Here is a 23,531-nt window from a genome sequence, read left to right on the forward strand (position 1 = left end):
TGGCGCTAAGTTTCGGCGGTTTCTGTTTTTACTTGTTTTTCTTCTTCTTCTTCTTTTGTTTCTTCATTCTGTACAGCTTCATCAGCGGAAGCATGCTGTTCAGATGCGGTGGATTGCTGCTGGGGAGTTTTTTTTATAAGAAGATAAAAATCCCTCAGGTGCCACCATGCCGGGCATCTGTCTATCGGGCCGTTAAAGTTTCTGATGGTGCTGTAGCAGCTTCTCAGGAAAACCTGCGTATCGGTAATGTTTGCCCATTCCGTCAATCTTACTTCTTTGGGTGGCGGATTGTTCTCAAAATAGCGTTTAATTTCTTCGTGATTCATGCTGCAAAAATAACGGAAAAGCAAGCATGATACAAGGCGCATGGCGGCCTTAAGGTCTGTTTTCAACTTGATTTTTTCTCGGGCTCCCATCACTGTTTTGAAGCTCAGATGTTTGCTCAATACTTGTAGATGTTTTTTTTTATGTCTGTCGAGCTGCTAGCTCTTTTTCTGATATTCTGCATCGTGTTTGCCATATTCATATGAAAGCGCTGGGGATGTAAATACCGTTTAATTCCATCACAAAGGTAGGGCAGGGCGGTGCGGGGCGCTGCAAAAAATTCCCCCATAAATGCACGACATCCGTCCTGCTTTATTGCGTTGCTTTCTGCGCTTGCTTCCTTCTGCCCGAAGGCGGTGCTAAAATTAATCTTTAACTATTTAGCATCATGGAAACACAAGAAAGCAGCAGCTGGAAAACCGTTTGTGAAATCGACCTGGTTTATAAAACAAAAGTCAAAAGTTCAGAAAGACCCCATATTACATCCTCCAGATGTGCCTATCATCTGATAAGGGACTGCTGGGATCCCGGCAAGATTGAATTCCTGGAGCAGTTCAAGGTCCTGCTGCTAAACCAGTCCAACAGAGTGCTGGGCATTTACCAGGCCTCTTCAGGAGGTATTACGGGAACCGTCGTGGACATTCGACTGCTGTTTGCGGCAGCGCTTAAAGCCGGCGCTGTAGGCCTGATCATTGCACACAACCATCCTTCGGGAACGTTAATCCCCTCAAATCCCGACAAGCAGATTACAAGAAAGATAGCACAGGCAGGAGAACTGCTGGATATCAAACTTTTGGATCATATAATTATCACTTCAGAGAGCTATTATTCCTTTGCAGATCAAGGCGCTTTATAGCGCTTTTATTTCTGTTTCTTTTTGGTATTCTGTACAAAAATATCCAGTATAAATTTTAGATATTAATTCCTTTTGAGGTTAATTTTAAGTTTATAAAATAAAGGGGAGCATGTTTTAAGTAACTTAGTTGTCAATTAGGTTGTTATTCTGCCTAACATAGTCAGATGTATGGAAGTAAGGTATAAAAAATATGACAGTGTTTTTAAAGAGAATGCTGTCCAGTTAAGCATAGAAAAAAACAGCATTAAAAAAACCGCACAGGAACTCGGAATACGGGCTAATCTTGTAAGCAGGTGGAGAAAAGAATTTCAAAATTTTGGAAGGGGGAGCTTCAGGGGATCGGGTTATGACAGAGTTCATCCGGATAATCAACGAATGTTTGATCTTGAAAAAAAATCAAAAGAGACCGAACTTAGATATGAAATTTTAAAGAATGCATCTCCTTATCTTTATCGGGAAGATGTATTGGTTTATCAGTTTATAAAAGAAAATGAAAACCGCTATTCGATATTGAAAATGTGTGAAGTTTTGGAAACGGGCTACGGTCGTTACCACAGGTGGAAAAAGAGTGGTACTTCTAAAAAACAGCAACAAATAACTCTTTTTAAAGAAGATCTGAAGTCGGTATTTATGCAGTTTAAAAGGCATTATGGAAGAAACAGGCTTACGAAAGAAATGCACAAACTGGGATATACACTATGTAAGGAACAGGTTTCTTTTTACATGAGAAAGCTTGGATTACGCCGTATCAAAAAAAGAAAATTCAAGCCCACTACAAATTCTAAACACCAGTATTATACTGCACCGAATATATTGAGCCGAAATTTTAAAGTGCAGAGACATTCTCAGGTTTGGGCCTCCGATATTACTTATCTTCAGACCACGAAAGGTTTTTTGTATCTCACTATTATTATTGATTTATACGATCGAAAGATAGTCGGTTGGAACCTGGGTTCCCGTTTGGCCTGCGCACATACCACATTACCTGCTTTAAATATGGCCGTAGCAAAACGGAATGCATCTTTGGGCTTACTATTTCATTCTGACAGAGGAGTACAGTATGCAAACAGGGCCTTCTCGCAGAAGCTTTTGTCTTGCCAGTTTATTAAAAGCATGAGTAATAAAGGATGCAGCTGTGACAATGCTGTGTCAGAAAGTTTTTTCAGTTCCCTGAAAAGAGAATTAACAGATCGAAACAACAACTTGTTCACACGCAGGCGAATGAAAAAAGAAATATATGACTTCATTGAAAACTGGTACAATACAAAAAGAATACACACCGCATTGGAAAATAAAACAATAGAGCAGTTTAATAAACAGTATTATTTGGAAACAGGTCTTAAGATATGAAACCGGAAGACAAAAAAAGTACTGCAGATTCTTATATTGTTGGTTTAGAGAAAAAGATTAAAAAATCAGAATTGAAGTTTGAAATCTTAAAGAATGCAGGGATTAGGACTACACAGGGGAAGTACGTAATTTTTGATTTTATTCAAGAAAATGAAAAAAAGTATTCCATTCGTTTAATGACAGACGTGCTAAGTATTGACAGAAGGGAATATCATAGATGGAAAAAAAGGCCTCTTAATGATACCCGGCTTAGAAAGCTCTTGATGCAGAAAGAAATAACATTACTCTTTTTTGCCTTTAAACAACGTTACGGGAGTGAGAGAATTGCTGTAGAACTCCGCAATTTAGGGTATGAGCTATCGGATAGGACCGTGAGAAAATACATGAGGGAATTGGGACTTTCAGCAAGAGTTAATTAACCGACGTTAGAATGCGAAGCTGATACCGCCTTACATTTTCAAAGAAACACCGCTGCCATAAAAAAAATTATGATCTTATTGTAATCCTCCGGAAAACAGAGGGTTTTCGTAAGCATATTGGCAATGCTGAAAATGCATTTCCATAACTTAAATTAGTGAATGTGTACCACTAAAAAGCCGTTAATATTTTTTTATTAACGGCTTAATTTTTACTTCCTTTTATCTGCTCCGAGTTCGGAGAGTTTCTGGTTAAGTTCGGTGAGGCCCGCTCTCTGCAGGCACTCCTCGGAAAGCTGCTTAAGCTCTTGAATATTCTCCTTGGGTAGGCTTTGCAACAGCACCGACAAACTGCCGTCATTTTCAGTAATGCCGCGCTCGATCATATGATGGAGCAGCAGCACATTTTTTCGTGAAATCTTCATGTCCATCCTCACCATTTCATTCATTCCGGGGCTACTCATAATTGTGTCGAATACCCTTACCGCATCATTTTCCGTCAGCATAATTTCCACGTTTTAAAATTAATAATTGATTCCCTCAAAGATACACTGAAGCCTTGAAAACACCCCGTTCAAAATATGGTGTGGATGGGCAGTATCCACGCTGCTTTTCTACATTAGCCGATGAATCGTTTTTAAGTGACTTTTGAGACTGCATGTTTTTAAAGATTCTGGAGGACTGCCTCGTTCCTGCAGTCGGCCAGATGTCCGTTTGTTAAACAAACGCATCCGGCTGCCCTGTGCTCGGAACTCGCGGCAGTGATTTTTAAAAGAGAAAATCAGGAAAAAGAAGTTTAAAGTAATAAAAGGGAAAAAAGATGGAGAAAGAGAATTTGAACCGAAACCGGATTGCGGCGGTACGTTTTACCGCAGCTGAATACAATCTGCTTGTAAAAAGATTTAAGGCAACTACCTGCCGTCAGATGAGTGAATACCTCAGGAAATGCCTTTTAAACAAGCCTATTACGGTCAATTACAGAAATGAGTCCACGGATGAGGTAATGCTTGAAATTATCCGTCTGCGCAAAGATTTAAACGGTATTGCAAACAACTTCAACCAGTCCGTAAAAAAACTCCATACCCAGAGACAGGTCCCGGAGTTCAGGAACTGGATTGTCGATACTGAGAACCAGCGAAGTGAACTGCTGGAGAAAGTGGAAATCATTCAGCATTGTATCGAGAAAGCAGCGGGAAAATGGTTGCAGTGATTAAGACCGGCTGCTCAGTTCGCAGCATTTTCAATTACAATGAAAACAAAGTTAAAGAAGACAAGGCCCAGTGCATCGGGGAGAGTAATTATCCAATGGAGGTTTCGCGCATGAACCAGTCAATTAAACTGGGCAGGCTACTGAATCAGAATGCCCTTAACGGCAATGTGAAGCGGGGCAGTGTACACATCTCGCTGAATTTCCATCCATCGGAAAATCATTCGGCTGAAAAACTCCTGGAGATTGCCCACAGCTATATGGAAAAAATAGGTTTCGGCGAGCAGCCCTGTCTGGTTTATCAACATCACGATGCTGGACATCCACACATCCACATTGTGTCGATAAAAGTAAGGGCGGACGGCTCCAGAATTGACATGCAGAATATCGGTCGGAACCAGTCCGAAAAAGCCAGAAAAGAGATTGAGACAGCCTTTGGCCTGGTGCGCGCCGAAGATGCAAAAAAGCAAGTGTCTGCTGCACTGAAACCAATACCTGCTTCCATAGCTGAGTACGGCAGAATGGAATCTAAAAAAGCCATTTCGAGTGTGCTTCAGGCTGTGGTTTCAAGTTATAAATATACTACGCTGGCAGAGTTCAATACGGTGCTGCAGCTTTACAATATCAAGGCAGACAGAGGCAGTGAGGAATCCAGAATTTTTAAGGCTGGAGGATTGGTTTACCGTATAGCAGACCGAAATGGAAAACCGGTTGGTGTTCCGATCAAAGCTAGTGACTTTTCGATGCGACCAACACTACGTTTTCTGGAGCGAAAATTTGCTCAGAACAATACCGAAAGAGCTTTCGAAAAAAAGAGAATCCGCAGCGCTGTGGACTGTGCTTTTTTCGGAAAGGATCTGACTCTGGACAGACTGGTTTCACTTCTTGAAAAAGAAGGAATAAACGCCGTGCTGCGAAAGAGCGATGCAGGTCTGCTGTATGGTCTGACCTATGTGGATCATGTCACAAAATGTGTGTTTAACGGCAGCGCATTGGGAAGAAATTACAGTGCCAAAGCTGTACTGGAAAGATGTACTGCAGGATCGGAAAAAGAGAAAAAGGGAAGCACTGAGAAGGTGGTGCTGAAAGGCCCGGATGTCGATTCGAAAGAGTCTTCGAAAGCAATGGACCTGCTTATCAATCCCAAAGGACTCGAAGAGCTGATGAAACCCGTATGGCAGGAGGATTATGTGGCTGGAAAATTTAAGGTCAGAAGAAAGAAGAAAAGAAGGAAAAAAGGGCGTTCGGATCTGAACTGATCCGGAATGATTAACGGTAAAAACAGACAGCTATGCAGACGGGAGAAAATGAACAGGCGCTGAGAAAAATACTCGACATGACAAGGCTGATGAGCATCGTTTTGCTGATGCTGCATTTTTATTATTACTGCTACGGGGCATTCCGTTTCTGGGAGCTGACCGGAGCTTTCGGAGATAAGATTCTGGGGACGGTTTATAAGACCGGGCTGTTCGAAAGCTTTCATATTTCTAAATTTATTTCGCTGGGACTTTTAGTGATTTCCCTGCTTGGTGCAAAGGGGCGCAAGGATGAGAAGCTGCAGTTAAAAACGGCTTTCTATTATACAGGCGCAGGACTGGCAGTTTATTTTCTGAGCGGGCTGCTGCCGCTTTACAGCGGTGCTGGTCTAATATATGCTGTTTTGTATATGGGGACTGCTGTTCCGGGATTTCTGCTGGTGCTTTCAGGCGGCACGCTGCTGTCGCGGATCATTAAAAACAGGCTGGCTGCCGCCGATATTTTCAACAGCGAGAATGAAACCTTTCCGCAGGAGGAACGGCTGCTGGAAAATGAATATTCCATCAATCTTCCCGCTAAATATTATTTAAAAGATAAGGTGCGCAGCAGCTGGATCAACATCATCAATCCTTTCCGGGGGCTTCTGGTATCGGGAACACCGGGTTCGGGAAAATCCTACTTTGTCATCCGTCATGTGATCACCCAGCACATATCCAAAGGCTTCAGCATGTTTGTTTATGATTTCAAATATGATGACCTGTCAAAAATTGTCTACAACACCTTTGAGAAATACAAGCATGTGTATAAGGTGATGCCGAAATGTTACTTCATTAATTTCGACAGCATCATGCACCGCTGCAATCCCTTGGATCCGCAGAGCATGGAGGATATTACCGATGCTTCGGAATCGGCGCGCACCATTTTACTGGGTTTGAATCGGGAGTGGATCAAAAAGCAGGGGGATTTTTTTGTGGAGTCGCCGATTAATTTTTTATCGGCCGTGATCTGGTATCTCAGACGATACAACAACGGGGAGTTCTGCACTTTGCCGCATGTCATTGAACTCATGCAGGCAGACTATGACAGTCTGTTTACCCTGTTGCGCACCGATAAGGAAATCGAGGTGCTCATCAACCCTTTTATCAATGCTTATCTCAACGACGCCATGGAGCAGCTGGAGGGGCAGATTGCTTCGGCAAAAATAGCCATGGCAAGGCTGTCTTCGCCCCAGCTGTACTATGTGCTGTCAGGAAATGATTTTACCCTGGACATCAACAATCCTTTAGAACCCAAGATTGTCTGCATGGGGAACAACCCGCAGAAAATACAGATATACGGAGCCGTATTGTCGCTCTATGTAAACCGTCTGGTGAAGCTGGTCAATAAAAAAGGAAAGCTTAAATCCAGTCTTATTTTTGATGAGTTCCCAACTATTTACCTCAACAATATGGACAGTCTGATTGCCACAGCCAGAAGCAATAAAGTGGCTACCTGTCTGGGGATACAGGACTTCAGTCAACTCAGAAAAGACTACGGGAGGGAGCAGGCTGATGTGATTCTGAATATCACGGGAAACATTATATCGGGTCAGGTCACAGGGGATACCGCCAAGCAACTTTCGGAACGGTTCGGAAAGATCATGCAGGACAGGGAAAGCATATCGATCAACAGCTCGGATACTTCAGTGAGCCGTTCCAGACAATTGGAAGCAGCGGTTCCTGCTTCTAAGATTTCTTCTTTAAGTTCGGGTGAATTTGTGGGTATGGTGGCAGATAATCCCGAATGTAAAATTGAACTTAAGACCTTTCATTGTGAAATTGTAAATGACCATGAAGCGCTCAAGAAAGAGGAGGCAGATTATAAAGAAATACCGCCCGTGAGAAAACTCGATAATGGAATGATACAGCAGAATTATATACAGATCAAGACCGATGTCCAGGATATAATCTATACCGAAATGGAAAGGCTTTTTCAGGATCCGGCGCTGAAACATCTGATTGTGAATAAGTGATTTTTGTATCTCTCCGCTTTTAAGAATCTTTAACCTGCCATCTCAATTTTAGGATGCCTTTGCAGGCAGTCTGAAATTCATTCAGTCTACAGAAGAATTTTTATGTTAACAGAATATTAGTTTTTTATTAATCAGAAAAATACGTATAAATACCTAGTATAGGCTTCTGTTAAAATGATACATTTGACCTCGTAATTTTTGTGATATTTAGTAAAGTGAAAACATATAATATTTAATAACTAACCCCTAAATAATGAAATAATATGAAGAAGAATTACATTTTTATTTTTTTGTGTTTTTTTCTGCTGGTAAAATCGTATGCTCAGACTCCCTCAATAAATGAGGCGCAACGCATGTCGTACTTTAGTGATTCATTTACTAAAGAGATAGACGACGAGATAGAAAGAATAGACAGCAGTAATAAAAAACTGAATGCTGAAATCAAGAATGAAAAAAATCAGCTCAAAAATGATGCACTCCAGGCCGAAGTTGCAGCCAACAATACCCTTATTGAAGCACTAAATAAAAAGAAAGCCGTATACGGGGATATAGATGCTAAGAAAGATTATGGGGCAATTTATAACAAGCTTATCACAAATAAGCAGGATACTATAAACAAGATTTATGCTGTGTATTTAAAGAAAGACAATCTTACCTTATACAAGATTGATTCTGTATATAAACTAATTGCCGACAGGAGGGAAGAAATAGTAGCACTTCAGACCAAAAGGGACGAAAAGTTAGCTGCTTTGGGCAAGTTCCCATGGTTTTTCCCTTCATGGAAAAAAGTAAACCGAAAAAAATTCTTCCATGATATGTACAGCAATAAAACCGATAAGACCATACTGCTGAATTCGTTTGCTATGAACGCAAACAGCGATGCTTCGGCCGTACAAACCGAAGTAATTACAGATAATATGTGGGCCCTGCGTATTTCTTTTGGCAGCGTGCTTTCGATTTCAAACAGTAAAAGCGCTGATACAGAACAAACCCCTGAAGACCAGACCAAAAAGGAAACCGAGCAGGAGGCCTTCAGCCGCCTGATCAACGGAGGAGGTAATTTTTATCTGGATGTAATTTTGCCAGTTTTTACTACTAACCAGAATAACGGAGACCAGATTACATTTTACGGATATGCCAATTTAAGAGGAGCTATGGACCTGGAAGGATTCAGCAGCAATGTGAATACTTCTACGGGAAATGGTACACTTGGCTTAAATGCCTATCTGGGAATTTCCTCCGATAATAAGAAATTTAATTTTTTTGTCCAGGGAAATACAAACTACACTGTAGGGACTACTGATTTTTATAATAATCTGGGACTTGATAACCAAAAGCCTTTTGTAAACGGAAAAATAATAGCAGGTGTCACCATGCTAAATCAGTTCAGGATATCAGCGATAGTGAATGCATTTGGCAGTGATGAGAAAATCAGAAGCAGCAAAGTGGTGGTAGGTGTACAGGTGCTACCTGGTTTTTAGAGTACTATGAGAAATTTTTAATACCGGAATTAGATTGTTTTTTAATTTTAGCAGTGATGACAAACCGATACCATGATATTATAGCGGGAGAGAAAGCGGCACTGAAAGTAAGACTTCGACAGATCAGACGTCGCCATAATAGGGAACTTTTGATATTGTTTGCTATTTATGTAGTGATAATGTTGGGTGTTTTATGGTTTTTGCTGAGGTATTAAAAGAAGTTGTAATTTTTAAGGTAAGAAAAGAACATATTCATTTACAGTATGTTCTTTTCTTTTTTATTTGAAATGGCTAGTTTGTTTTCCTTTTCCCTTTTATTTTTTTTATTGTTGTTTGGCCGGTGATGCCGAGATTGGTTGAGTTATCCTGGTTGATTTTATATATATCCTTTATACTGTAGATTTAAATTTCTGTTTTATTACAGAATTTTAATTGATACCGTTGGTATCATTGCGGTTAATCGGATTTTTTGAGCAGGGTGGATTCGAACTATAAACATCGAAGGCCTGCCTGTACTTTTTCTTTAATTTCTTAAATTATTGATGCACTGATTCCGCACCAAATATTAAGTCCAGTGCCCTTTGCATTTCTTTATCGTTATGATTCAAAATACTGTCAGAATTAGGTTCAGTTTTGTAATCGGGCATTGTGCCGTGTCCATAATTTACCAATGGATTGACAGCATTGGTATATTTTTGCAATGGAACGGTAAGAGTAAATCCAAATGGCTGCACCAGGCTTACAGGCAGCATCCCGCTGTTATTTCCCTGATAGCCCCCGCCGGTTTCCTGACCTATAAATATTGCTTTTTTGTTATGGGACAATATTGCTGCTACATCGGCGCAGGAGGACATGCAAAAGCCGTTAATCAGAATATAAGTTTTGCCACTGTAATTGTTTTTTGCCGGTTTTTGAGTTTCGTAATAATCGAATTCAGATGTATGTTTTGCTTTTTGCCACAACCAGATCCCTTTTTTTTCTATGGGCTTTCTATAAAATAGTTTCAGTGACAGGCCTTTTATTTCTTTGGCTACCGTTTCGGTAACTTCTATTCTGTCCCAATAGCGAAAAGGCTGATCGAAAAAATAGCTGGTAAAATATTCTGCATTGGGGTCTGAGCCGCCCGTGTTGTCCCGAAGATCCACAATAAGGTTTTCAATGTTTTTGTTTTTGATTTCTTCAAAAGCCTGGTCTGTAAATTTCTTAAAATCCTGCTTTGCATTTTTAATATCGGTCTTGGCGAAGGAATGAATCGTTAGAAAAGCAACATTGTTTTCGATTTTAAATTCCAACTGCTTCGGTCTTGTGGGCTCTTTCAGAAATCCATCCTTGGCAATATCATCAAATTTGGCTCCTGAGATGTAATATGTTTTCTCCATAGTATTGCGATTCACCAAAATGCTGAAATTTTCGGTTAAATCGATATTTCTGTACCAGCTTGGGAACTGCAGGTTCAATGCTCTGTATTTCAGCGTTTGATTATAACCGTCAGAAGGAATGAGCGCAAAGAGCAATGCAGTGATTTCAGGTATGCTTTTTCCGTTGATGCTCAGGATCTCATCACCTGGCAGAATGTGGTTATTATCCGAAAAATTCCTGACTACATAGGCTTTGTTTTCTGAAAAGAAGAGCTGGAACGGGAATAAATTTGGGCGTGTATTCAATTGGTCCAAATAGGCTTTGGGTAAGGATATGCCGGTGTGCAGGCAATTTATTTTTGCGACGATTGGTTTGAGTTTTTGAAAAGAGCCAAATAGTGTCAGTGAATCGGTAATCGTTTTTTTTATTGAATCGATGTAAGCCGTAAATTGCGTTTCGGTGGTATATCTGTAAAACCCAGGATGTTTTTCGCTAAGTTCTTTCTGCAGTTCATCGATGGTGGTTTTTACCGTTTCAGCCGAAAACTTCTCCTTATTGGCTTTTGATGTTGGTGTTTGTGCAAATGACATCAGTCCGATAAAAAAAGTGGCTGTGAGTGATAGAATTGCTCTTGTCATTTTTTTATTTTAAGGTTTCTAAAACTTTTTTGCCGTTTTCATTTTTTGGATTCAGTTCGATGGATTTTTTATACATTTTGACGGCTTCCTCTTTATTGTTATCCTTTAATAATGCTTCCCCATAACTGTCGTAGGTATTCCAGCTGTTTGGAAACAGAAATACATTTAATTTGAAAATCTGCAGGGCATTTTTAATCTGCCCTTTTTGCATCATTCGGTATGCCCATTCGTTTAACTCAAATTCATTTGGTTTGAAATAAGGGTCTTTTTTCATTTGTTGCCTCACAACTTCAATGGCCTTGTCAAATCCCGTTTTTTGCAGATTGATTCTTAAAAAGGTCAGTGGGTCGGCATTGAGAATATCCGGGATATAACAGGCCGCCAATTCTTCCAGATAATCTTCAGGGGAGCCGCCGCCCAGATTGGTCAGTACAATTACAGCGAGGTCATCATCAGGATAAATAAGAAAAGCAGCCCTTCCGCCACCTGACATGCCTATAGCCCTATGATTTTTGCGAAATTTCGCCAGGCCCCATCCCAATGCCCAGGGCGTATTTTCCCCGTTATTGAATTGAATTGGGGACCACATGGTCGCTATAGTTGTTTTGGATTTTAAGAGCTTGCCGCTTTGCAAAGCGATAACCCATTGGGCCATGTCTTTTGCGGTGCTGTTAAGTCCGGCTGCGGTTCTTCTGAAATACGGAAACTCATAATAATTATTGACCATTTTAGGCTCCGTATATTTTTGCCCGTCCAGGGCTGTTCTGTAAAAATAGGTTGGTGCAAAATGGGGTATGACATCACGGGAATCACCAAAAATAGTGTTGTCCATACCTGCCGGTTCAAATTGTTTTTCTGAAAAAACTTCAGCAAACGGCTTTCCCCTAAATTTGTCTATTATTTTCCCCAACAGATAGGCATTGGTCTGATTATAGCTAAAACGCTCACCAGGCTGAAATTCCAAAGGGCTGGATTTCAGTTTCTCCCATATCGTTTCTTCATTTTTCAAAGCGGCCAGGCCACCTGTGTAGGGGTCCAGTAGCTTGAGCAGATCAGGCAGTCCTGAACAATGGGTTAGCAATTGGTTAACGGTTACAGCTGCCCATGACTCGGGAAGGTTGTCCAAATAGTTGGAAACAGGATCTGAAAGCGTAACTTTTCCGTCTTCAACCAACTGCATGACTGCTACGCTGGTAAAAACTTTTGTACAGGAATTGATGGCAAAAACAGTTTGGTTGTCTACAGGGATATTGTCCTGGATGTTTGCAGTGCCATAGGATTTGTTTAAAACGAGTTTTCCGGCTTGCACCACTGCTATCTGCAGTCCCGGTATTTTGCGTTCGCTCATTTCCCTTTTAATGATGCGATCAACATCAATAGTTTTATTTTGGGCAGATAATGAGGTTCCCGCAATCACGAAAGTAATTAAAATACTGTATTTCATACTATTTTGATATTGTTTAGGGAAAAGAAAATCTGTTTTCTGATTGTCTTCAAATCTAAGAATAAGAAAAGCAGGAAAAATTGACGATGGGTAAGTTTTGATGTCCGTTATTTGGACCCGTTTTGCGCTGTCAAGTTAGTTGGTTAGTTTTATTATTGCGGATTTTTTTAGTTTGATCTTGGCCGGTGAGAGGGAAGCGGTTTGGGGTGTAGCGTTGATTTGAAGGGGAGATTGATTATAGATTTAATAAGATAAAATAGTTTAATATTTTGTTAGTGATGCAGAATTGAGGAAAAGTGATTCCTGCTTTTTCTAACAGAAAGTTATTTATAAAAAAAGACAGCATTTTTTGCTGTCTTTTCGTCACTCAAGAATAGTTAAATTATCTTTTAATTAAAGAAATAATGATATAAAAAATCCTTTTCCAAAAGAATGTTCTCTTTAGCAGGAGTCATAATAAAAAGATAACTCTGATTTTCTGATTTGTATAATAATATTTGGGCATCTAAACTTTTTAATCCATAATACTCAATATTGCTGTACAGCACCTTATTGCCATCATTATTAATTTTCAATGTGAATTTGTTGAAATTTAAATCAAAGCTTTTAATGCTGTCATTGTTGATCTGATAAATTATTTTTTTGTCAGAGTAAAAATCAATTGAAGTAATTTTTTCTTTTCCATCAAAAATTTTTGGACTCACCTTAACTTCATAAAGTCCTTGATTCACTATTGAAAAATAACCCGGGATAGAGTAGTCCCCATTTTCATAATTTTTAAAATTTGAAAAGGGAGCAGTGTTGCCAAGTTTAACAGCTATCAGAGAATATTTTGATTGAATATTATATTGAGACACTACCGTATCTTTTTGTGATGTATAGCTCCCAATACAAACGGCATTATTTTTTACTAAAGATATGCCGTTGATGTTCATGCTTTTCTGAGGTACAAAAGTAAGGTCATCAGGGATTACATATTTTTTGCAGCTGAAAGCAAAAACTAATATCAGAATTAGACAGAATATTTTCATAGTAGATTTTTTTTATTGTTGTTTCGGCCGGTGACGGTGAAATTGGGAAGAGCGTATGGGATATGCTTTCAGCGTTATTAGCAGCGGGTACAGTGGCTTACAGCTTTAAGAAATTAATTCATATGAAATCTATGATTTTACAATACGTTGCCCCTTTATGCTAAAAATACGGGCGCTTAATGGTCTAAAAAGTCCATTATAAGCAATGCTGTTGCCAGCGGCTTTTCTTCATGTACGAAATGACCGGAATTTTCTATTTCTTCTATTCTTGAATTATCAATATAGGTTGAAAAGAAATAACCCAGCATTTCTTTACTTTCCGGGCTTCCAATTCCGATTGCAGGCAGAGTTATTTTTTTGTATTGTTTGATATCCTGAATATCTTCCGTAAAGGCTTGGTACCAGGCATTGGCGCTTCTTATTGCAGCTTTATTGTTATAAGCTTCAGCATACACTTTTCTGTCAAACTCATTAATTGTTTCGGGGTCAATCAAAAGGTGGTTAAAGATATAATTTTGCAATATGTCATAACGTCCTTCCAGTAATTCTTCGGGTAGTTGTTTTACTTGGTTAAAAGCAAGCCACCAAGGAAATACAGGATTTCCAATTGGCATCATTGGCAGTTTGTATATGTTTTCATCGGGATGCGGCGTATCTAAAATGATAAGTTTATCCGTACTTTCAGGGAAGTTGGCAGCATAACTGAAAGCAACTGCAGCTCCAATATCATGACCTGCTATATTTATTTTTTGATGTCCCAAATGCGTAATTAACGATTGGATATCCTGGGCCATATATTTTTTTGTGTAGCCGTCCAAAGGTTTTTCCGATGAACCCATTCCTCGCAAATCAACTACAATAAGACTGTGTTTTTCTGCTAAAATGGGCATAATTTTACGATAACTCCACCACGTTTGCGGCCATCCTGGAATTAAGACCAATGGACTTCCTTGTCCTCCGGTTACATAGTGCAAATTGACTCCATTTACTGTAGTATAGTTATTTTTAAAACCGGGCAACTGTTGTATTAATGATTCGTCGCTGTAAAAATTCATTTTTTGCTTTTTTATTTATTCGTTATATCCGTAGAAATTATTTAAGTCTGGATTTAATTACAGTTCTTATCTGTTTAAACTGATACCACCTGTGAAAGAAATCCAGGCAAACTTTTTGACCTGGTTCAGTGTTATGTTTCCAGACTGTACGGAAATGACAGCTGTTTCAATTATTCCACCAAATAAATTGTAGATCCAGCCAATTGTTAATTCAGTATCAATGTGACCATCAGACTGCAGATTTTCTATAAGTCTAAACCATTGCAGCCTGACATTCTCATATTCAGATTCACTGTTGTTTTTAATTTCAGAATAATCAGTATGCTGATAAAATTTTTTTAAAAAGCAGTATTGGTTTCCAACTTCAATTGCTGCATACAGCATATGTTCAATTTGTGTAAAAGGATCCGGACTCGATTTAAATGCATTTGTCATTTTTTCATTGCATACCGCCAGCATATTCTCTTTGCAGTACTCAATTAAGTTCAATCTATCCTTAAAGTAGCGATGTATCGTACGTCTTGTAACTCCTGCTGTGATCGCTATCTGTTCTATAGAGGCTGTTTCATCTTTGTTAAGAACTGATATTGCAGATTCAATTATTTTACCTTTTGTGTCTTTCATCGGACAAAGATATAAAAAAAATGTCTCACTGTTGAGACATTTTTAATTGAAATTATTTTATTAGTCAGCTGTCTTCATCCTATTACCTCTTTACGATGCGAAAGACCCCAGTTCCACAATTCATACAATACTTTGTTCAGCGATCTTCCATGGTCTGTTATTTGATATTCGATCAATATTGGTGTGCTGTCATAAACGTGCCGACTGATAAGTTTATCAGCCTGAAGATTTTTTAATTCTCTGGAAAGAGTTTTATCTGTAATCCCAATTACATCTTTTTTTAGCTCGGTGAAACGTTTTGGACCGGAACAAAGAGCATAAAGAATAAGCAGTTTCCAGTTTCCGCTCACTGCTTCGAGTGCATCTTTTATAGAAAGCATAGCTTTTGAGCAGTCTTTTTCTTGTGGTTTCATACAATTTTGTTTTAGTTCACTTCCCTTTTGGATAGTACTTTCCAAAAGGAAAGCACTATCATTTGGAAAGTAAATATAAGTAATTTTGGGATGTAAAAAGGAAATATAAAAGTTTGGCGAGGATAAAAAAAATATAATTATGATTGAAATTTTTAAAACGGATATAACAGATAAAAAACTTGCGGATAAGCTAAGCGAGGCTTTAAAGAAAGAGTTTGCCGACTATACGGTTAATTTCGACCTTGATGATCAGGATCGCATATTGAGGGTAGAAGCGGAGTTTATTAATAGTGAAAAGATTATCCAAACAGCATTAGACTTAGGTTTTTCCTGTAAAATTATTCCTGATAGGCTGTGCCTGTTAAAGAAAAACTCTTCAAAAGAGATGCATGAACAGTGGGACACTTGTTTCCTGTCTAATAATACTGTATGGGGGTGGGAACCAGCAAACGCTGCCATTCTGGCCAATGAATTGTTTAATATAAGCAGTCTTAAAAATATACTTATTCCGGGATTTGGATATGGCAGAAATGCACAGCTTTTCACGAATAACGGTATGAATGTTACAGGGATTGAAATATCTCAAACGGCTATTCGTACTGCAGAACGGAACTATAATGGAAAAGTAGAAATAATTCACGGATCTGTAACTGAAATGCCTTTTAATGATATAATTTATGACGGAATTTTTTGTCATGGACTTCTTTATCTCTTAAATGCAGCACAGCGGACTGCTATGCTTAATGCTTGTAATAATCAGTTAAAGCCCGGCGGATACATGTATTTTTCGGTATTATCAAAAACAAGCTCTAATTATGGTCTCGGCAGGGAGATTGCGCCGGATACTTTTGAAAATACCCAGGGAGTACAGATTTTCTTTTATGATTCCGATTCTATCCAAAAAGAGTTTGGAGCGTACGGTCTTCAGGATACAATTGAAATTTCTGAACCTGCGGGCATATCTAAAAATGTTTATTTTGATTTTATTGCAGTTGTATGCAGAAAGCCGGTTTTTTAGTAACTTATAATTGAGTTTATTGGAGAATCAGTTATCTTAGACCGTAAAAAGCTATAAGTTACGTTTAAAAAACATAAGCTTTATTTACGGTCTATTTTAACTTTATTTCTAAGACTTCATTTAGTTAGTTAGTTAGTTAGTTAGTTAGTTAGTTAGTTAGTTAGTTAGTTAGTTAGTTAGTTAGTTAGTTAGTTAGTTAGTTAGTTAGTTAGTTAGTTAGTTAGTTAGTTAGTTAGTTAGTTAGTTTTAGATTGTGTTTTTTCTTTTCTTTCTTGAAGATTGTTTTTAATTGTTGTTATGGCCGGTGAAGGTGAGGTTGGTGAGAAAGGGTGTTTATTTAATGGAAAAGCGATTTAGTATCGTTTGTTGTTTTAGATTTCTTTTAGTGTAATTTTGAGTGACCGTCAAGTAGGCCGATAGAAGAAGAATTGCTGGATTACAAATAAGTAAAGCTCCAGATTTCCTCCGAAGTTTAAATTCAAAGTAAGAATAAAGATTGGTAAAAAGACTTTAATAGCAATCTGTAAATGGAATTCTCGATCAATTAAGAATTCATTTTACAGAAAAATTCTTTCTTATCAAAGAGAGCTTGGCGCTCGTTTTGTAGATCAGTTCAATTTCAGATACGATTTGCCAGTTTTGATTTAAAGTTTCCATACTTTCTATATTTTATAATTATGGAACATTCATTGGGAATCACTTAGCAGGCGCAAAAAGCAACGCAATAAAGTAAGATTTTTTTCTGCATTTATGCGGGAATTTTTCACTAGTGCCCGCAGGGGATTGTCGAACTTTGTGACGAAATTAATAATAGCTACTGCTTACTCCGAGTATTTTGCACATGTTTGAAACTGGATAGTAGTCTGTCAGTCACTTACTGTGAAAATTATAACGTTTACTAATTCAATCAATTCATTTAATTAAAATATATTTATATTTATCAAATGATTAAGACCATTATTGTTGACGATGAATACAATGCCAGAGAGTTTCTGGAAAAGCTTTTGATTCGCTATTTTCCTGATAAATTTCTAGTACTTGATAAATGCGAAAGCGTAGATGAAGCAAAAATTGCTATTGAAAAATATAATCCTGAATTAGTTTTTCTGGATGTCCAAATGCCAAATAAAAATGGTTTTCAACTTTTTAAAGAATTAAATAAAGTAAAATTTGAAGTCATTTTTACGACTGCACATTCAGAATTTGCTATAGATGCTATAAAATGTAGTGCGTTGGATTATTTGTTAAAACCAATCAATTATATCGATTTGTTGGAGACTATCAAAAAATACAATGACAAACAAAAAAAGGCATCACAAGAGGAAAAACTAAGATTACTTTTGGAAAACATTGATACTGGAGGTTCAGAATTTAACAGAATAGCATTACCAACAGAAAATGGATTTGAATTAATTAAAACTAATGCGATCCTGTACTGTGAAGCCGATAGTAACTATTGTAAAATTGTTTGTCTTGACGGAAGAAATATTGTCTTGTCTAAAACATTGAAATATATTGAAGAGCTTCTTCCAGCTTCTATTTTTCAAAGAATTCACAAATCATATTTAGTTAACCTTAATTACATTATTCGATTCAATAAAACAAATGAACTCCTTGTGGAATTAAGCAATGGAGAAACTTTACCAGTATCTGTTAGAAAAAAAGAAGAATTTATAAATGCTATTATTCAAAAAAAATAATCTATTATTGATTCTGCTTTTTGTTGTTGAAATAGTTTTTTCACAACAATTTCCATCAAAGAATTTTTCTACAATTGATGGACTACCCAACAATAGCGTTTATTCAATTTACAAAGACAGCCGTGGAATTCTTTGGGTAGGAACAGCAAATGGATTATCTGCTATCCAAAACGCAACAGTAAAAAACTATTATATTTCAGACGGTTTAGCGCACAATAGTTGTTGGGCTATTGTAGAAGATGCTTATCATAATATGTGGTTTGGTAGTCATGGTGGTGGTTTGACTTTTTATGATGGTAAAAAATATGAAGTCATCAATCAAAAAAAAGGACTTATTCATGATAAAATCAGACGATTATTTATCTACAAAAATCTTCTTTACATAGGAACTGAATTCGGTATTACTGTTTTGGATATCAACACTCATAAAATCCTTTTGAGCAAGAAAATTATTGGTTGCAGGAACTTATTTCAAGTCATGGATTTTGTTGAAATAAATTCTAAAATTTATTTCGGAACTTTTAACGATGGTTTTTGGCGGGTTGATTTAGAAAAAAAAAGTATAAAACTGATAAACCATAGACGACCTGATATATTTTCAATTCACAAGAAAAATGATAGTCTTTTTATTTGTCATAGTGATGCAATTGGTAAATCCATAAGCAAAATTAAAATTACCGATTATTTAAAAAATGAAGCATCCAACACGCATTTTGGGAGTAGTGTTTTTTGGAATTTTGTAACGGATAAAAGAGGAGTGACTTATGTAGCGGGTAATGGAATTAATTTTGCTACGGGGGGGATTTATAAGGAAGCAAATAATAAACTCGTTAATCTTAATAGAGAGTTTGGTATCGAAAGTTCTGAAGTTTGGAGTTTGTTTTACGATTCTTCAACTGACAACTTATATGTAGGGACTATAAATAAAGGACTATTTAAAATTGATTTGAAACAACAAATTGAATATTATCCTTCATCATTTTATAATAAATCAAAACTAGATATAGTTTGTCTTAAGAAGATGGGCAATAATGAGCTTATTCTACATAAGGATGGGCTACTATTTCTTAGCGGAAAAGAAATTACTACTGAAATCACAAATCAGATGTTTTATAATTTTGCCAGTAAATGGTATGAACAAAATTCAGCATTTAGATATTTTGAACATGATGTGTCTTCTGATGCAAAAGCGCTAAAAGGTATTGAGTTAAGAAGTATTCAGGTAGTGAATTCAGTTATTTGGGTCAATTCGACGATTGGGCTGTTTGGAATTAATTCAAAAGGACAAATAACACTTTATTTTCCATATTCCGTAAGTGCTTTTAATTTTTTAAATCAAAATGCAATAATTTTTCAAGTTGCTTATGGTAAGTTTTATAAATCAGAGAATTTTAAAAATAATATAGATTTTAAAACATATGAGTTGCCAGACGAAAATACTCCAAGGGATGCTTTCGCCATTTATTCTTTATATGGTAAATATTATATAGCTTCTTCATCAGGTGGGTTGTATATCTTTCAAAACGATAAGCCCTATTCTTGTTATTTAAATAAAGTATGGAATGAAAAAGAACTTGTTCAGGCTAAAGTTAATGATAAAAGTGAACTTGTAATTGCAAACTCTTTCGGAGATATTTTTGTTATTGATGTTTCAAAAGGATTTAAAGTAATTAAAAAAATTAATAGAAAAGAGTTAATTGGTAATTCGATTTCATTTTTGGAATGCTACAAAGACATTTTGTTTATAGGTACAGAAAAGGGATTAAATATTTATAAAAATGGTACTATTAGATTGATCGATGAAGAACAAGGATTAATTACCAAAGCTTTTACTTCTTCAAATATTGATGGAACTGTTTTGAAAATGGGAACTCAAAATAGCTATTATGAGTTTGATTTTAAGAACTATATTAGAGACAAAAATGCTTCTGCAAAAATTAAAGTTACAGGAATTGATGTTAACTTCGAGAAGATAAATCAAAATCATTTTAAATGGTTAAAATATAATTCGGATAAAATTGAATTGCCATACAATAAGAATACGATTTCAATTGCATTTGAACCTCAATCCATCACATACCCAAATAAGTTGGAATACCGTTATAAGGTATTCGGACTAAGTAATTCTAATTGGAGTAAATGGACAAAAGATAAAAATATCAATCTTACTTATCTGCCAAATGGGAGCTATGTAATTAGATTACAAATCAAAAATTTATATTCTGGTCAAATATCTTCAGATGATATTTTAAATATTGTAATAACGCCTCCTTTTTGGAAAACATGGTGGTTTTTACTAAGCTGTTTTATTATTATTTTTATTTGCAGTTATCTAATTTATATGAATCGTATACGTAATGTAAAAAAGCAAGAACGTGCAAAGTCTGAAATTCAAAAACGTTTAGCGGAAACAAAAATGGAGGCATTACAAAGCCAAATGAACCCTCATTTTATCTTTAACGCAATGAACTCTATTCAGAACTATATCATTGATAACAACACTGATGATGCGCTTATGTATATGGGAGAATTTTCGAAGATAATTCGTCAAACATTAAATAATTCTTCAGTTCAAAAAATTGCATTATCCGATGAAATTGAATATCTAAAATCTTATGTTGCCCTAGAAAATATGAGATTTAGAAATCATATTCAGTTTGAGCTGATTGTAGATGAAGAATTAGATTTATTTGAAATTGAAATTCCTCCAATGTTAATTCAACCATTTATTGAAAATGTATTTGTCCATGCATTTGACTCTCATTCAGCAAATCCAAAATTAACTCTTTGGTTTACTATGCAAAATAACTTTTTGTTATGTAAAATTATAGACAACGGAAAAGGAATGCAATTAATGAATTTAAACAAACTTCACACATCAAAAGGGATTGACTTAGCGAAAGAACGTATTGCCCTATTTGATGCTCATAATTCTAATCCTATAATAATTACTTCGAATTTAAAAGAAGGGACTACAGTGGAATTACGTTTTCAAATTCTATAATTTTTTACGATTAATCATAAAATCTGTACGAGAACTAGTTGTTCAAATTTTAATTTTTCTATAGAGTTAGTTTTGGATTATATTAATCTTAAAAACAATACAATGAATAATTTAAAATTACTTATGAAGATTTTTTTCTGTACTTTTCTTATAGTGCTATTTAATAGTTGTAGCAGTTCTGATGAAGATAATTCAGGAGACAATTTATTTTTGCAGGTAAATGTGTCAGGAAAAGATTACGCAAGTGAAGGGCTTTACGCTACAGGTTTTGGAGGACAGGAGAATTGTTTGGATAATGGGGATTTCTTTTTGCAATATGTTGGTGAAGTGGAGAATTCATCTTTATATATTGAAGTTAGTTTTGCCCATTTTGAAAACTTAATTGACTATTCAAATACACAAAAAAACAACATTCTGAGCAGTAGGGTTGTTGATACTAATAGTATCTGGACATTTTCTACAGATGGAATTAATAGTAATTTTTGTAATTTAAACAATGATTTGAGTATTATTTATGAAGATAAAAGTACCGATACCTATCTAAATTTGAAACCAAATACTCAAAGTACGCACAAAATAACCAAAGTTAATTTCTTGTCTGAGGATTCTGAATCTAAATTTTATATTATTGAAGGTAATTTTAACTGTACTTTCCTTAATAAGAATGTTGATGTTCCAGTTAGTGGTAATTACAGAATTAAAATCGAGGTTTTAAAATAAGATATAGAATTGGAAATTAATCTAATGACTATAAAATACAAAGTCACAAAACTATTCTGAAATGAATAGTTTTTTTATTATCTAACGTTAAAACGATAAATCTATACGATAACTAATTCTTGATTTTTTGATAATTAATTTACTGTAGGTTTGGGATTTTATTGCAAACTAATGCGTTCTGGTTGTTGAAATAGCTTTAATAGAACATTGCAGTTTCATACATAAAACATTAATTTATGCTTTGTAAAAACTCACAATTGAGCGAAAAATTTATCCAAAGAATTCTTCTGCAAAATCCAAATTATTCAAAGAACTAGTTGGAAGGGCAATAACTTGCTGTTGCTCAGAAAGCTTCTAAATATTAAGGCTTGTGCGTCTTGATTAAACAACTACAGATCATGAAATATGAATGAGAAGAAAAAAATACTGTTCACAATCACAGTTCTTATAACTGTAAATTAATACTAAAAAAACACTAGTAAAAACTATTTAATGTGTTTATACAATATTAACCCAATCCAATAAAAATATGAAATTTAAATACTCGTTAATTATATCATTAATTCAATTACTCAGTCTCCATGTAATATCAGCGCAAACGGTTTATTATGATAATGCCAGCAAACTGTATGGAGTTATTGATAAAACGGGTAAAATTATTTTGAAACCGACAATTGAACAAATGACAATGTTTGAATCTGGATTAAGCAGATTCAAAAAAAATGAAAAATGGGGATTGATAAATGAGACAGGAATGATTGTTTTTCAACCTAAGTTTGATGATCAATATGCTTTTTGTAATCTTGGATTTAATGAAGGGCTAATTTCTGTTAGTATGAATGGAAAATTTGGATATTATTCTGAGAAAGGGATTCTTGTTATTCCCCATAAATATGATTCCACAGGACAATTTTGTAATGGGATAGCATGGGTTGAATTGAATGAGAAATATTGTTTTATAAACATGCAGGGAAAGTATATTTCTAATAAATGGTTTGATAATGTTAAGATTGTAAATGGTATCACTTACGGTATCGATGAAAAAAAGATTTTTGACAAAGATGGTGGTTACTATAATGAAGGTAAGCCTGATTATTATATAATAAATAAGGATGGCAGTATGTCTATTGCTGAAAACCAAGATTATCTACGTAATTATCAATCATATAATATACCATACTGCGATATAGCTGCAAAACCGTTGCCTAATATAGTCAGTTATGGTGATAATGGAAGAGATGGCTTTGGTTATAAAAATAGTAAAGGAGAAATTCTTACTGAAAAAATATATTCGTTTGCAGGTGATTTTGATAATGGATTTGCAATAATAAGCAAAAAAGTACTGGATGGTTATAAAATTGTCAATGATGGATATTGTACAATCAATGAGAAATTTGAAATTGTTAAGGAATTAGACAAAGGTTATGAACCAATTTGGGGATCAGCGGTAAAATTTGAAAATGGATTAATTGAATTAAGTAAAATAATTAGTAATCCTGGTGATGAAATTCAGAAAAAAGAATATTATTTAATTAATAATAAAGGAGATATAATTAAAACAATGGATGTAGCAGTGTTCCCTGTTTCATCTGGTGGTTAATCTATTGTGTTTCCTTTGATAAT

At 35.9% G+C, this 23,531-nt stretch carries 20 protein-coding genes; 12 read left to right on the forward strand and 8 right to left on the reverse strand.

Annotation, left to right across the window (positions count from 1 at the left end; all coding sequences use genetic code 11):
• Window positions 1–5: 5 nt before the first annotated feature.
• A complete protein-coding gene (locus ACFS3A_RS17300; protein ID WP_379826819.1) occupies window positions 6–416 on the reverse strand; it encodes a DUF6965 family protein in 411 nt (136 codons plus the stop codon).
• 296 nt (window positions 417–712) lie between these two features.
• On the opposite strand from ACFS3A_RS17300, the gene ACFS3A_RS17305 reads away from it, so the two are divergent.
• The 3 genes from ACFS3A_RS17305 (at window position 713) to ACFS3A_RS17315 (ending at window position 2,949) form a co-directional block, all read left to right on the forward strand.
• Window positions 713–1,180, forward strand: a complete 468-nt coding sequence (locus tag ACFS3A_RS17305; RefSeq protein ID WP_379826820.1) for a JAB domain-containing protein — start codon at window positions 713–715, stop codon at window positions 1,178–1,180.
• A 168-nt stretch (window positions 1,181–1,348) separates the two neighbouring features.
• Window positions 1,349–2,530 carry an IS3 family transposase gene (locus ACFS3A_RS17310; RefSeq protein ID WP_379826821.1) on the forward strand — a complete coding sequence of 394 codons (1,182 nt, stop codon included), beginning with the start codon at window positions 1,349–1,351 and terminating at the stop codon, window positions 2,528–2,530.
• A complete protein-coding gene (locus ACFS3A_RS17315; protein ID WP_379826822.1) occupies window positions 2,527–2,949 on the forward strand; it encodes an IS3 family transposase in 423 nt (140 codons plus the stop codon). Before ACFS3A_RS17310 ends, ACFS3A_RS17315 begins: the two co-directional genes overlap by 4 nt.
• Window positions 2,950–3,158: 209 nt before the next feature.
• Here ACFS3A_RS17315 and ACFS3A_RS17320 read toward each other — a convergent pair whose 3' ends face one another.
• On the reverse strand, window positions 3,159–3,452 hold the full coding sequence (locus tag ACFS3A_RS17320; protein WP_379826823.1) for a hypothetical protein: 294 nt from the start codon (window positions 3,450–3,452) through the stop codon (window positions 3,159–3,161).
• Between the two features lie 314 nt (window positions 3,453–3,766).
• Between ACFS3A_RS17320 and ACFS3A_RS17325 the strand changes: the two genes are divergently transcribed.
• From ACFS3A_RS17325 to ACFS3A_RS17340, 4 genes are all read left to right on the forward strand, one after another.
• A complete protein-coding gene (locus tag ACFS3A_RS17325; RefSeq protein ID WP_379826824.1) occupies window positions 3,767–4,156 on the forward strand; it encodes a plasmid mobilization protein in 390 nt (129 codons plus the stop codon).
• Window positions 4,144–5,412 (forward strand): relaxase/mobilization nuclease domain-containing protein, encoded by a 1,269-nt coding sequence (locus ACFS3A_RS17330; protein WP_379826825.1) that lies wholly within the window; start codon window positions 4,144–4,146, stop codon window positions 5,410–5,412. Before ACFS3A_RS17325 ends, ACFS3A_RS17330 begins: the two co-directional genes overlap by 13 nt.
• A 32-nt stretch (window positions 5,413–5,444) precedes the next feature.
• The gene (gene mobC, locus ACFS3A_RS17335; RefSeq protein ID WP_379826826.1) at window positions 5,445–7,421 is read left to right on the forward strand and encodes a conjugal transfer protein MobC; all 1,977 of its coding nucleotides are present in this window, start codon (window positions 5,445–5,447) and stop codon (window positions 7,419–7,421) included.
• Window positions 7,422–7,684: 263 nt separating this feature from the next.
• Window positions 7,685–8,902 (forward strand): hypothetical protein, encoded by a 1,218-nt coding sequence (locus ACFS3A_RS17340; RefSeq protein WP_379826827.1) that lies wholly within the window; start codon window positions 7,685–7,687, stop codon window positions 8,900–8,902.
• Window positions 8,903–9,438: 536 nt separating this feature from the next.
• On the opposite strand, the gene ACFS3A_RS17345 is transcribed toward ACFS3A_RS17340, so the two are convergent.
• The 6 genes from ACFS3A_RS17345 to ACFS3A_RS17370 form a co-directional block, all read right to left on the reverse strand.
• Complete coding sequence (locus ACFS3A_RS17345) at window positions 9,439–10,899, reverse strand: S41 family peptidase (RefSeq protein WP_379826828.1); 1,461 nt, start codon at window positions 10,897–10,899, stop codon at window positions 9,439–9,441.
• A 4-nt stretch (window positions 10,900–10,903) separates the two neighbouring features.
• Window positions 10,904–12,343, reverse strand: coding sequence for a serine hydrolase (locus tag ACFS3A_RS17350; RefSeq protein WP_379826829.1), 1,440 nt, complete (start codon window positions 12,341–12,343; stop codon window positions 10,904–10,906).
• A gap of 389 nt (window positions 12,344–12,732) precedes the next feature.
• Window positions 12,733–13,374, reverse strand: coding sequence for a hypothetical protein (locus ACFS3A_RS17355; protein WP_379826830.1), 642 nt, complete (start codon window positions 13,372–13,374; stop codon window positions 12,733–12,735).
• 176 nt (window positions 13,375–13,550) lie between these two features.
• Window positions 13,551–14,429 carry an alpha/beta fold hydrolase gene (locus ACFS3A_RS17360; protein WP_379826831.1) on the reverse strand — a complete coding sequence of 293 codons (879 nt, stop codon included), beginning with the start codon at window positions 14,427–14,429 and terminating at the stop codon, window positions 13,551–13,553.
• Window positions 14,430–14,495: 66 nt separating this feature from the next.
• On the reverse strand, window positions 14,496–15,053 hold the full coding sequence (locus ACFS3A_RS17365) for a TetR/AcrR family transcriptional regulator (RefSeq protein WP_379826832.1): 558 nt from the start codon (window positions 15,051–15,053) through the stop codon (window positions 14,496–14,498).
• A gap of 74 nt (window positions 15,054–15,127) precedes the next feature.
• The gene (locus tag ACFS3A_RS17370) at window positions 15,128–15,466 is read right to left on the reverse strand and encodes a winged helix-turn-helix transcriptional regulator (protein WP_379826833.1); all 339 of its coding nucleotides are present in this window, start codon (window positions 15,464–15,466) and stop codon (window positions 15,128–15,130) included.
• 139 nt (window positions 15,467–15,605) lie between these two features.
• On the opposite strand from ACFS3A_RS17370, the gene ACFS3A_RS17375 reads away from it, so the two are divergent.
• The 5 genes from ACFS3A_RS17375 to ACFS3A_RS17395 all read left to right on the forward strand — a co-directional run bounded on the left by ACFS3A_RS17375 (window position 15,606) and on the right by ACFS3A_RS17395 (window position 23,508).
• Complete coding sequence (locus ACFS3A_RS17375; protein WP_379826834.1) at window positions 15,606–16,484, forward strand: class I SAM-dependent methyltransferase; 879 nt, start codon at window positions 15,606–15,608, stop codon at window positions 16,482–16,484.
• 944 nt (window positions 16,485–17,428) lie between these two features.
• Window positions 17,429–18,184, forward strand: coding sequence for a LytR/AlgR family response regulator transcription factor (locus ACFS3A_RS17380; protein ID WP_379826835.1), 756 nt, complete (start codon window positions 17,429–17,431; stop codon window positions 18,182–18,184).
• Window positions 18,162–21,188 carry a sensor histidine kinase gene (locus ACFS3A_RS17385; protein WP_379826836.1) on the forward strand — a complete coding sequence of 1,009 codons (3,027 nt, stop codon included), beginning with the start codon at window positions 18,162–18,164 and terminating at the stop codon, window positions 21,186–21,188. Before ACFS3A_RS17380 ends, ACFS3A_RS17385 begins: the two co-directional genes overlap by 23 nt.
• Before the next feature lie 102 nt (window positions 21,189–21,290).
• Complete coding sequence (locus ACFS3A_RS17390; protein WP_379826837.1) at window positions 21,291–21,908, forward strand: hypothetical protein; 618 nt, start codon at window positions 21,291–21,293, stop codon at window positions 21,906–21,908.
• Window positions 21,909–22,437: 529 nt separating this feature from the next.
• On the forward strand, window positions 22,438–23,508 hold the full coding sequence (locus ACFS3A_RS17395; RefSeq protein ID WP_379826838.1) for a WG repeat-containing protein: 1,071 nt from the start codon (window positions 22,438–22,440) through the stop codon (window positions 23,506–23,508).
• Window positions 23,509–23,531 lie beyond the last annotated feature (23 nt).

It is taken from the genome of Flavobacterium notoginsengisoli, from assembly GCF_042686225.1.
In the GTDB taxonomy this organism is placed as follows: domain Bacteria; phylum Bacteroidota; class Bacteroidia; order Flavobacteriales; family Flavobacteriaceae; genus Flavobacterium; species Flavobacterium notoginsengisoli.

Excerpts from the sequence above, each read along its gene's own strand:
- ACFS3A_RS17375 (WP_379826834.1), top strand. The coding sequence starts at position 15,606 with ATGATTGAAATTTTTAAAACGGATATAACAGATAAAAAACTTGCGGAT.
- ACFS3A_RS17370 (WP_379826833.1), bottom strand. The coding sequence starts at position 15,466 with ATGAAACCACAAGAAAAAGACTGCTCAAAAGCTATGCTTTCTATAAAA.
- mobC (WP_379826826.1), top strand. The coding sequence starts at position 5,445 with ATGCAGACGGGAGAAAATGAACAGGCGCTGAGAAAAATACTCGACATG.
- ACFS3A_RS17310 (WP_379826821.1), top strand. The coding sequence starts at position 1,349 with ATGGAAGTAAGGTATAAAAAATATGACAGTGTTTTTAAAGAGAATGCT.
- ACFS3A_RS17330 (WP_379826825.1), top strand. The coding sequence starts at position 4,144 with ATGGTTGCAGTGATTAAGACCGGCTGCTCAGTTCGCAGCATTTTCAAT.
- ACFS3A_RS17360 (WP_379826831.1), bottom strand. The coding sequence starts at position 14,429 with ATGAATTTTTACAGCGACGAATCATTAATACAACAGTTGCCCGGTTTT.
- ACFS3A_RS17380 (WP_379826835.1), top strand. The coding sequence starts at position 17,429 with ATGATTAAGACCATTATTGTTGACGATGAATACAATGCCAGAGAGTTT.
- ACFS3A_RS17350 (WP_379826829.1), bottom strand. The coding sequence starts at position 12,343 with ATGAAATACAGTATTTTAATTACTTTCGTGATTGCGGGAACCTCATTA.
- ACFS3A_RS17300 (WP_379826819.1), bottom strand. The coding sequence starts at position 416 with ATGGGAGCCCGAGAAAAAATCAAGTTGAAAACAGACCTTAAGGCCGCC.
- ACFS3A_RS17315 (WP_379826822.1), top strand. The coding sequence starts at position 2,527 with ATGAAACCGGAAGACAAAAAAAGTACTGCAGATTCTTATATTGTTGGT.
- ACFS3A_RS17385 (WP_379826836.1), top strand. The coding sequence starts at position 18,162 with ATGCTATTATTCAAAAAAAATAATCTATTATTGATTCTGCTTTTTGTT.
- ACFS3A_RS17340 (WP_379826827.1), top strand. The coding sequence starts at position 7,685 with ATGAAGAAGAATTACATTTTTATTTTTTTGTGTTTTTTTCTGCTGGTA.
- ACFS3A_RS17365 (WP_379826832.1), bottom strand. The coding sequence starts at position 15,053 with ATGAAAGACACAAAAGGTAAAATAATTGAATCTGCAATATCAGTTCTT.
- ACFS3A_RS17345 (WP_379826828.1), bottom strand. The coding sequence starts at position 10,899 with ATGACAAGAGCAATTCTATCACTCACAGCCACTTTTTTTATCGGACTG.
- ACFS3A_RS17305 (WP_379826820.1), top strand. The coding sequence starts at position 713 with ATGGAAACACAAGAAAGCAGCAGCTGGAAAACCGTTTGTGAAATCGAC.
- ACFS3A_RS17320 (WP_379826823.1), bottom strand. The coding sequence starts at position 3,452 with ATGCTGACGGAAAATGATGCGGTAAGGGTATTCGACACAATTATGAGT.
- ACFS3A_RS17325 (WP_379826824.1), top strand. The coding sequence starts at position 3,767 with ATGGAGAAAGAGAATTTGAACCGAAACCGGATTGCGGCGGTACGTTTT.
- ACFS3A_RS17355 (WP_379826830.1), bottom strand. The coding sequence starts at position 13,374 with ATGAAAATATTCTGTCTAATTCTGATATTAGTTTTTGCTTTCAGCTGC.
- ACFS3A_RS17395 (WP_379826838.1), top strand. The coding sequence starts at position 22,438 with ATGAAATTTAAATACTCGTTAATTATATCATTAATTCAATTACTCAGT.
- ACFS3A_RS17390 (WP_379826837.1), top strand. The coding sequence starts at position 21,291 with ATGAATAATTTAAAATTACTTATGAAGATTTTTTTCTGTACTTTTCTT.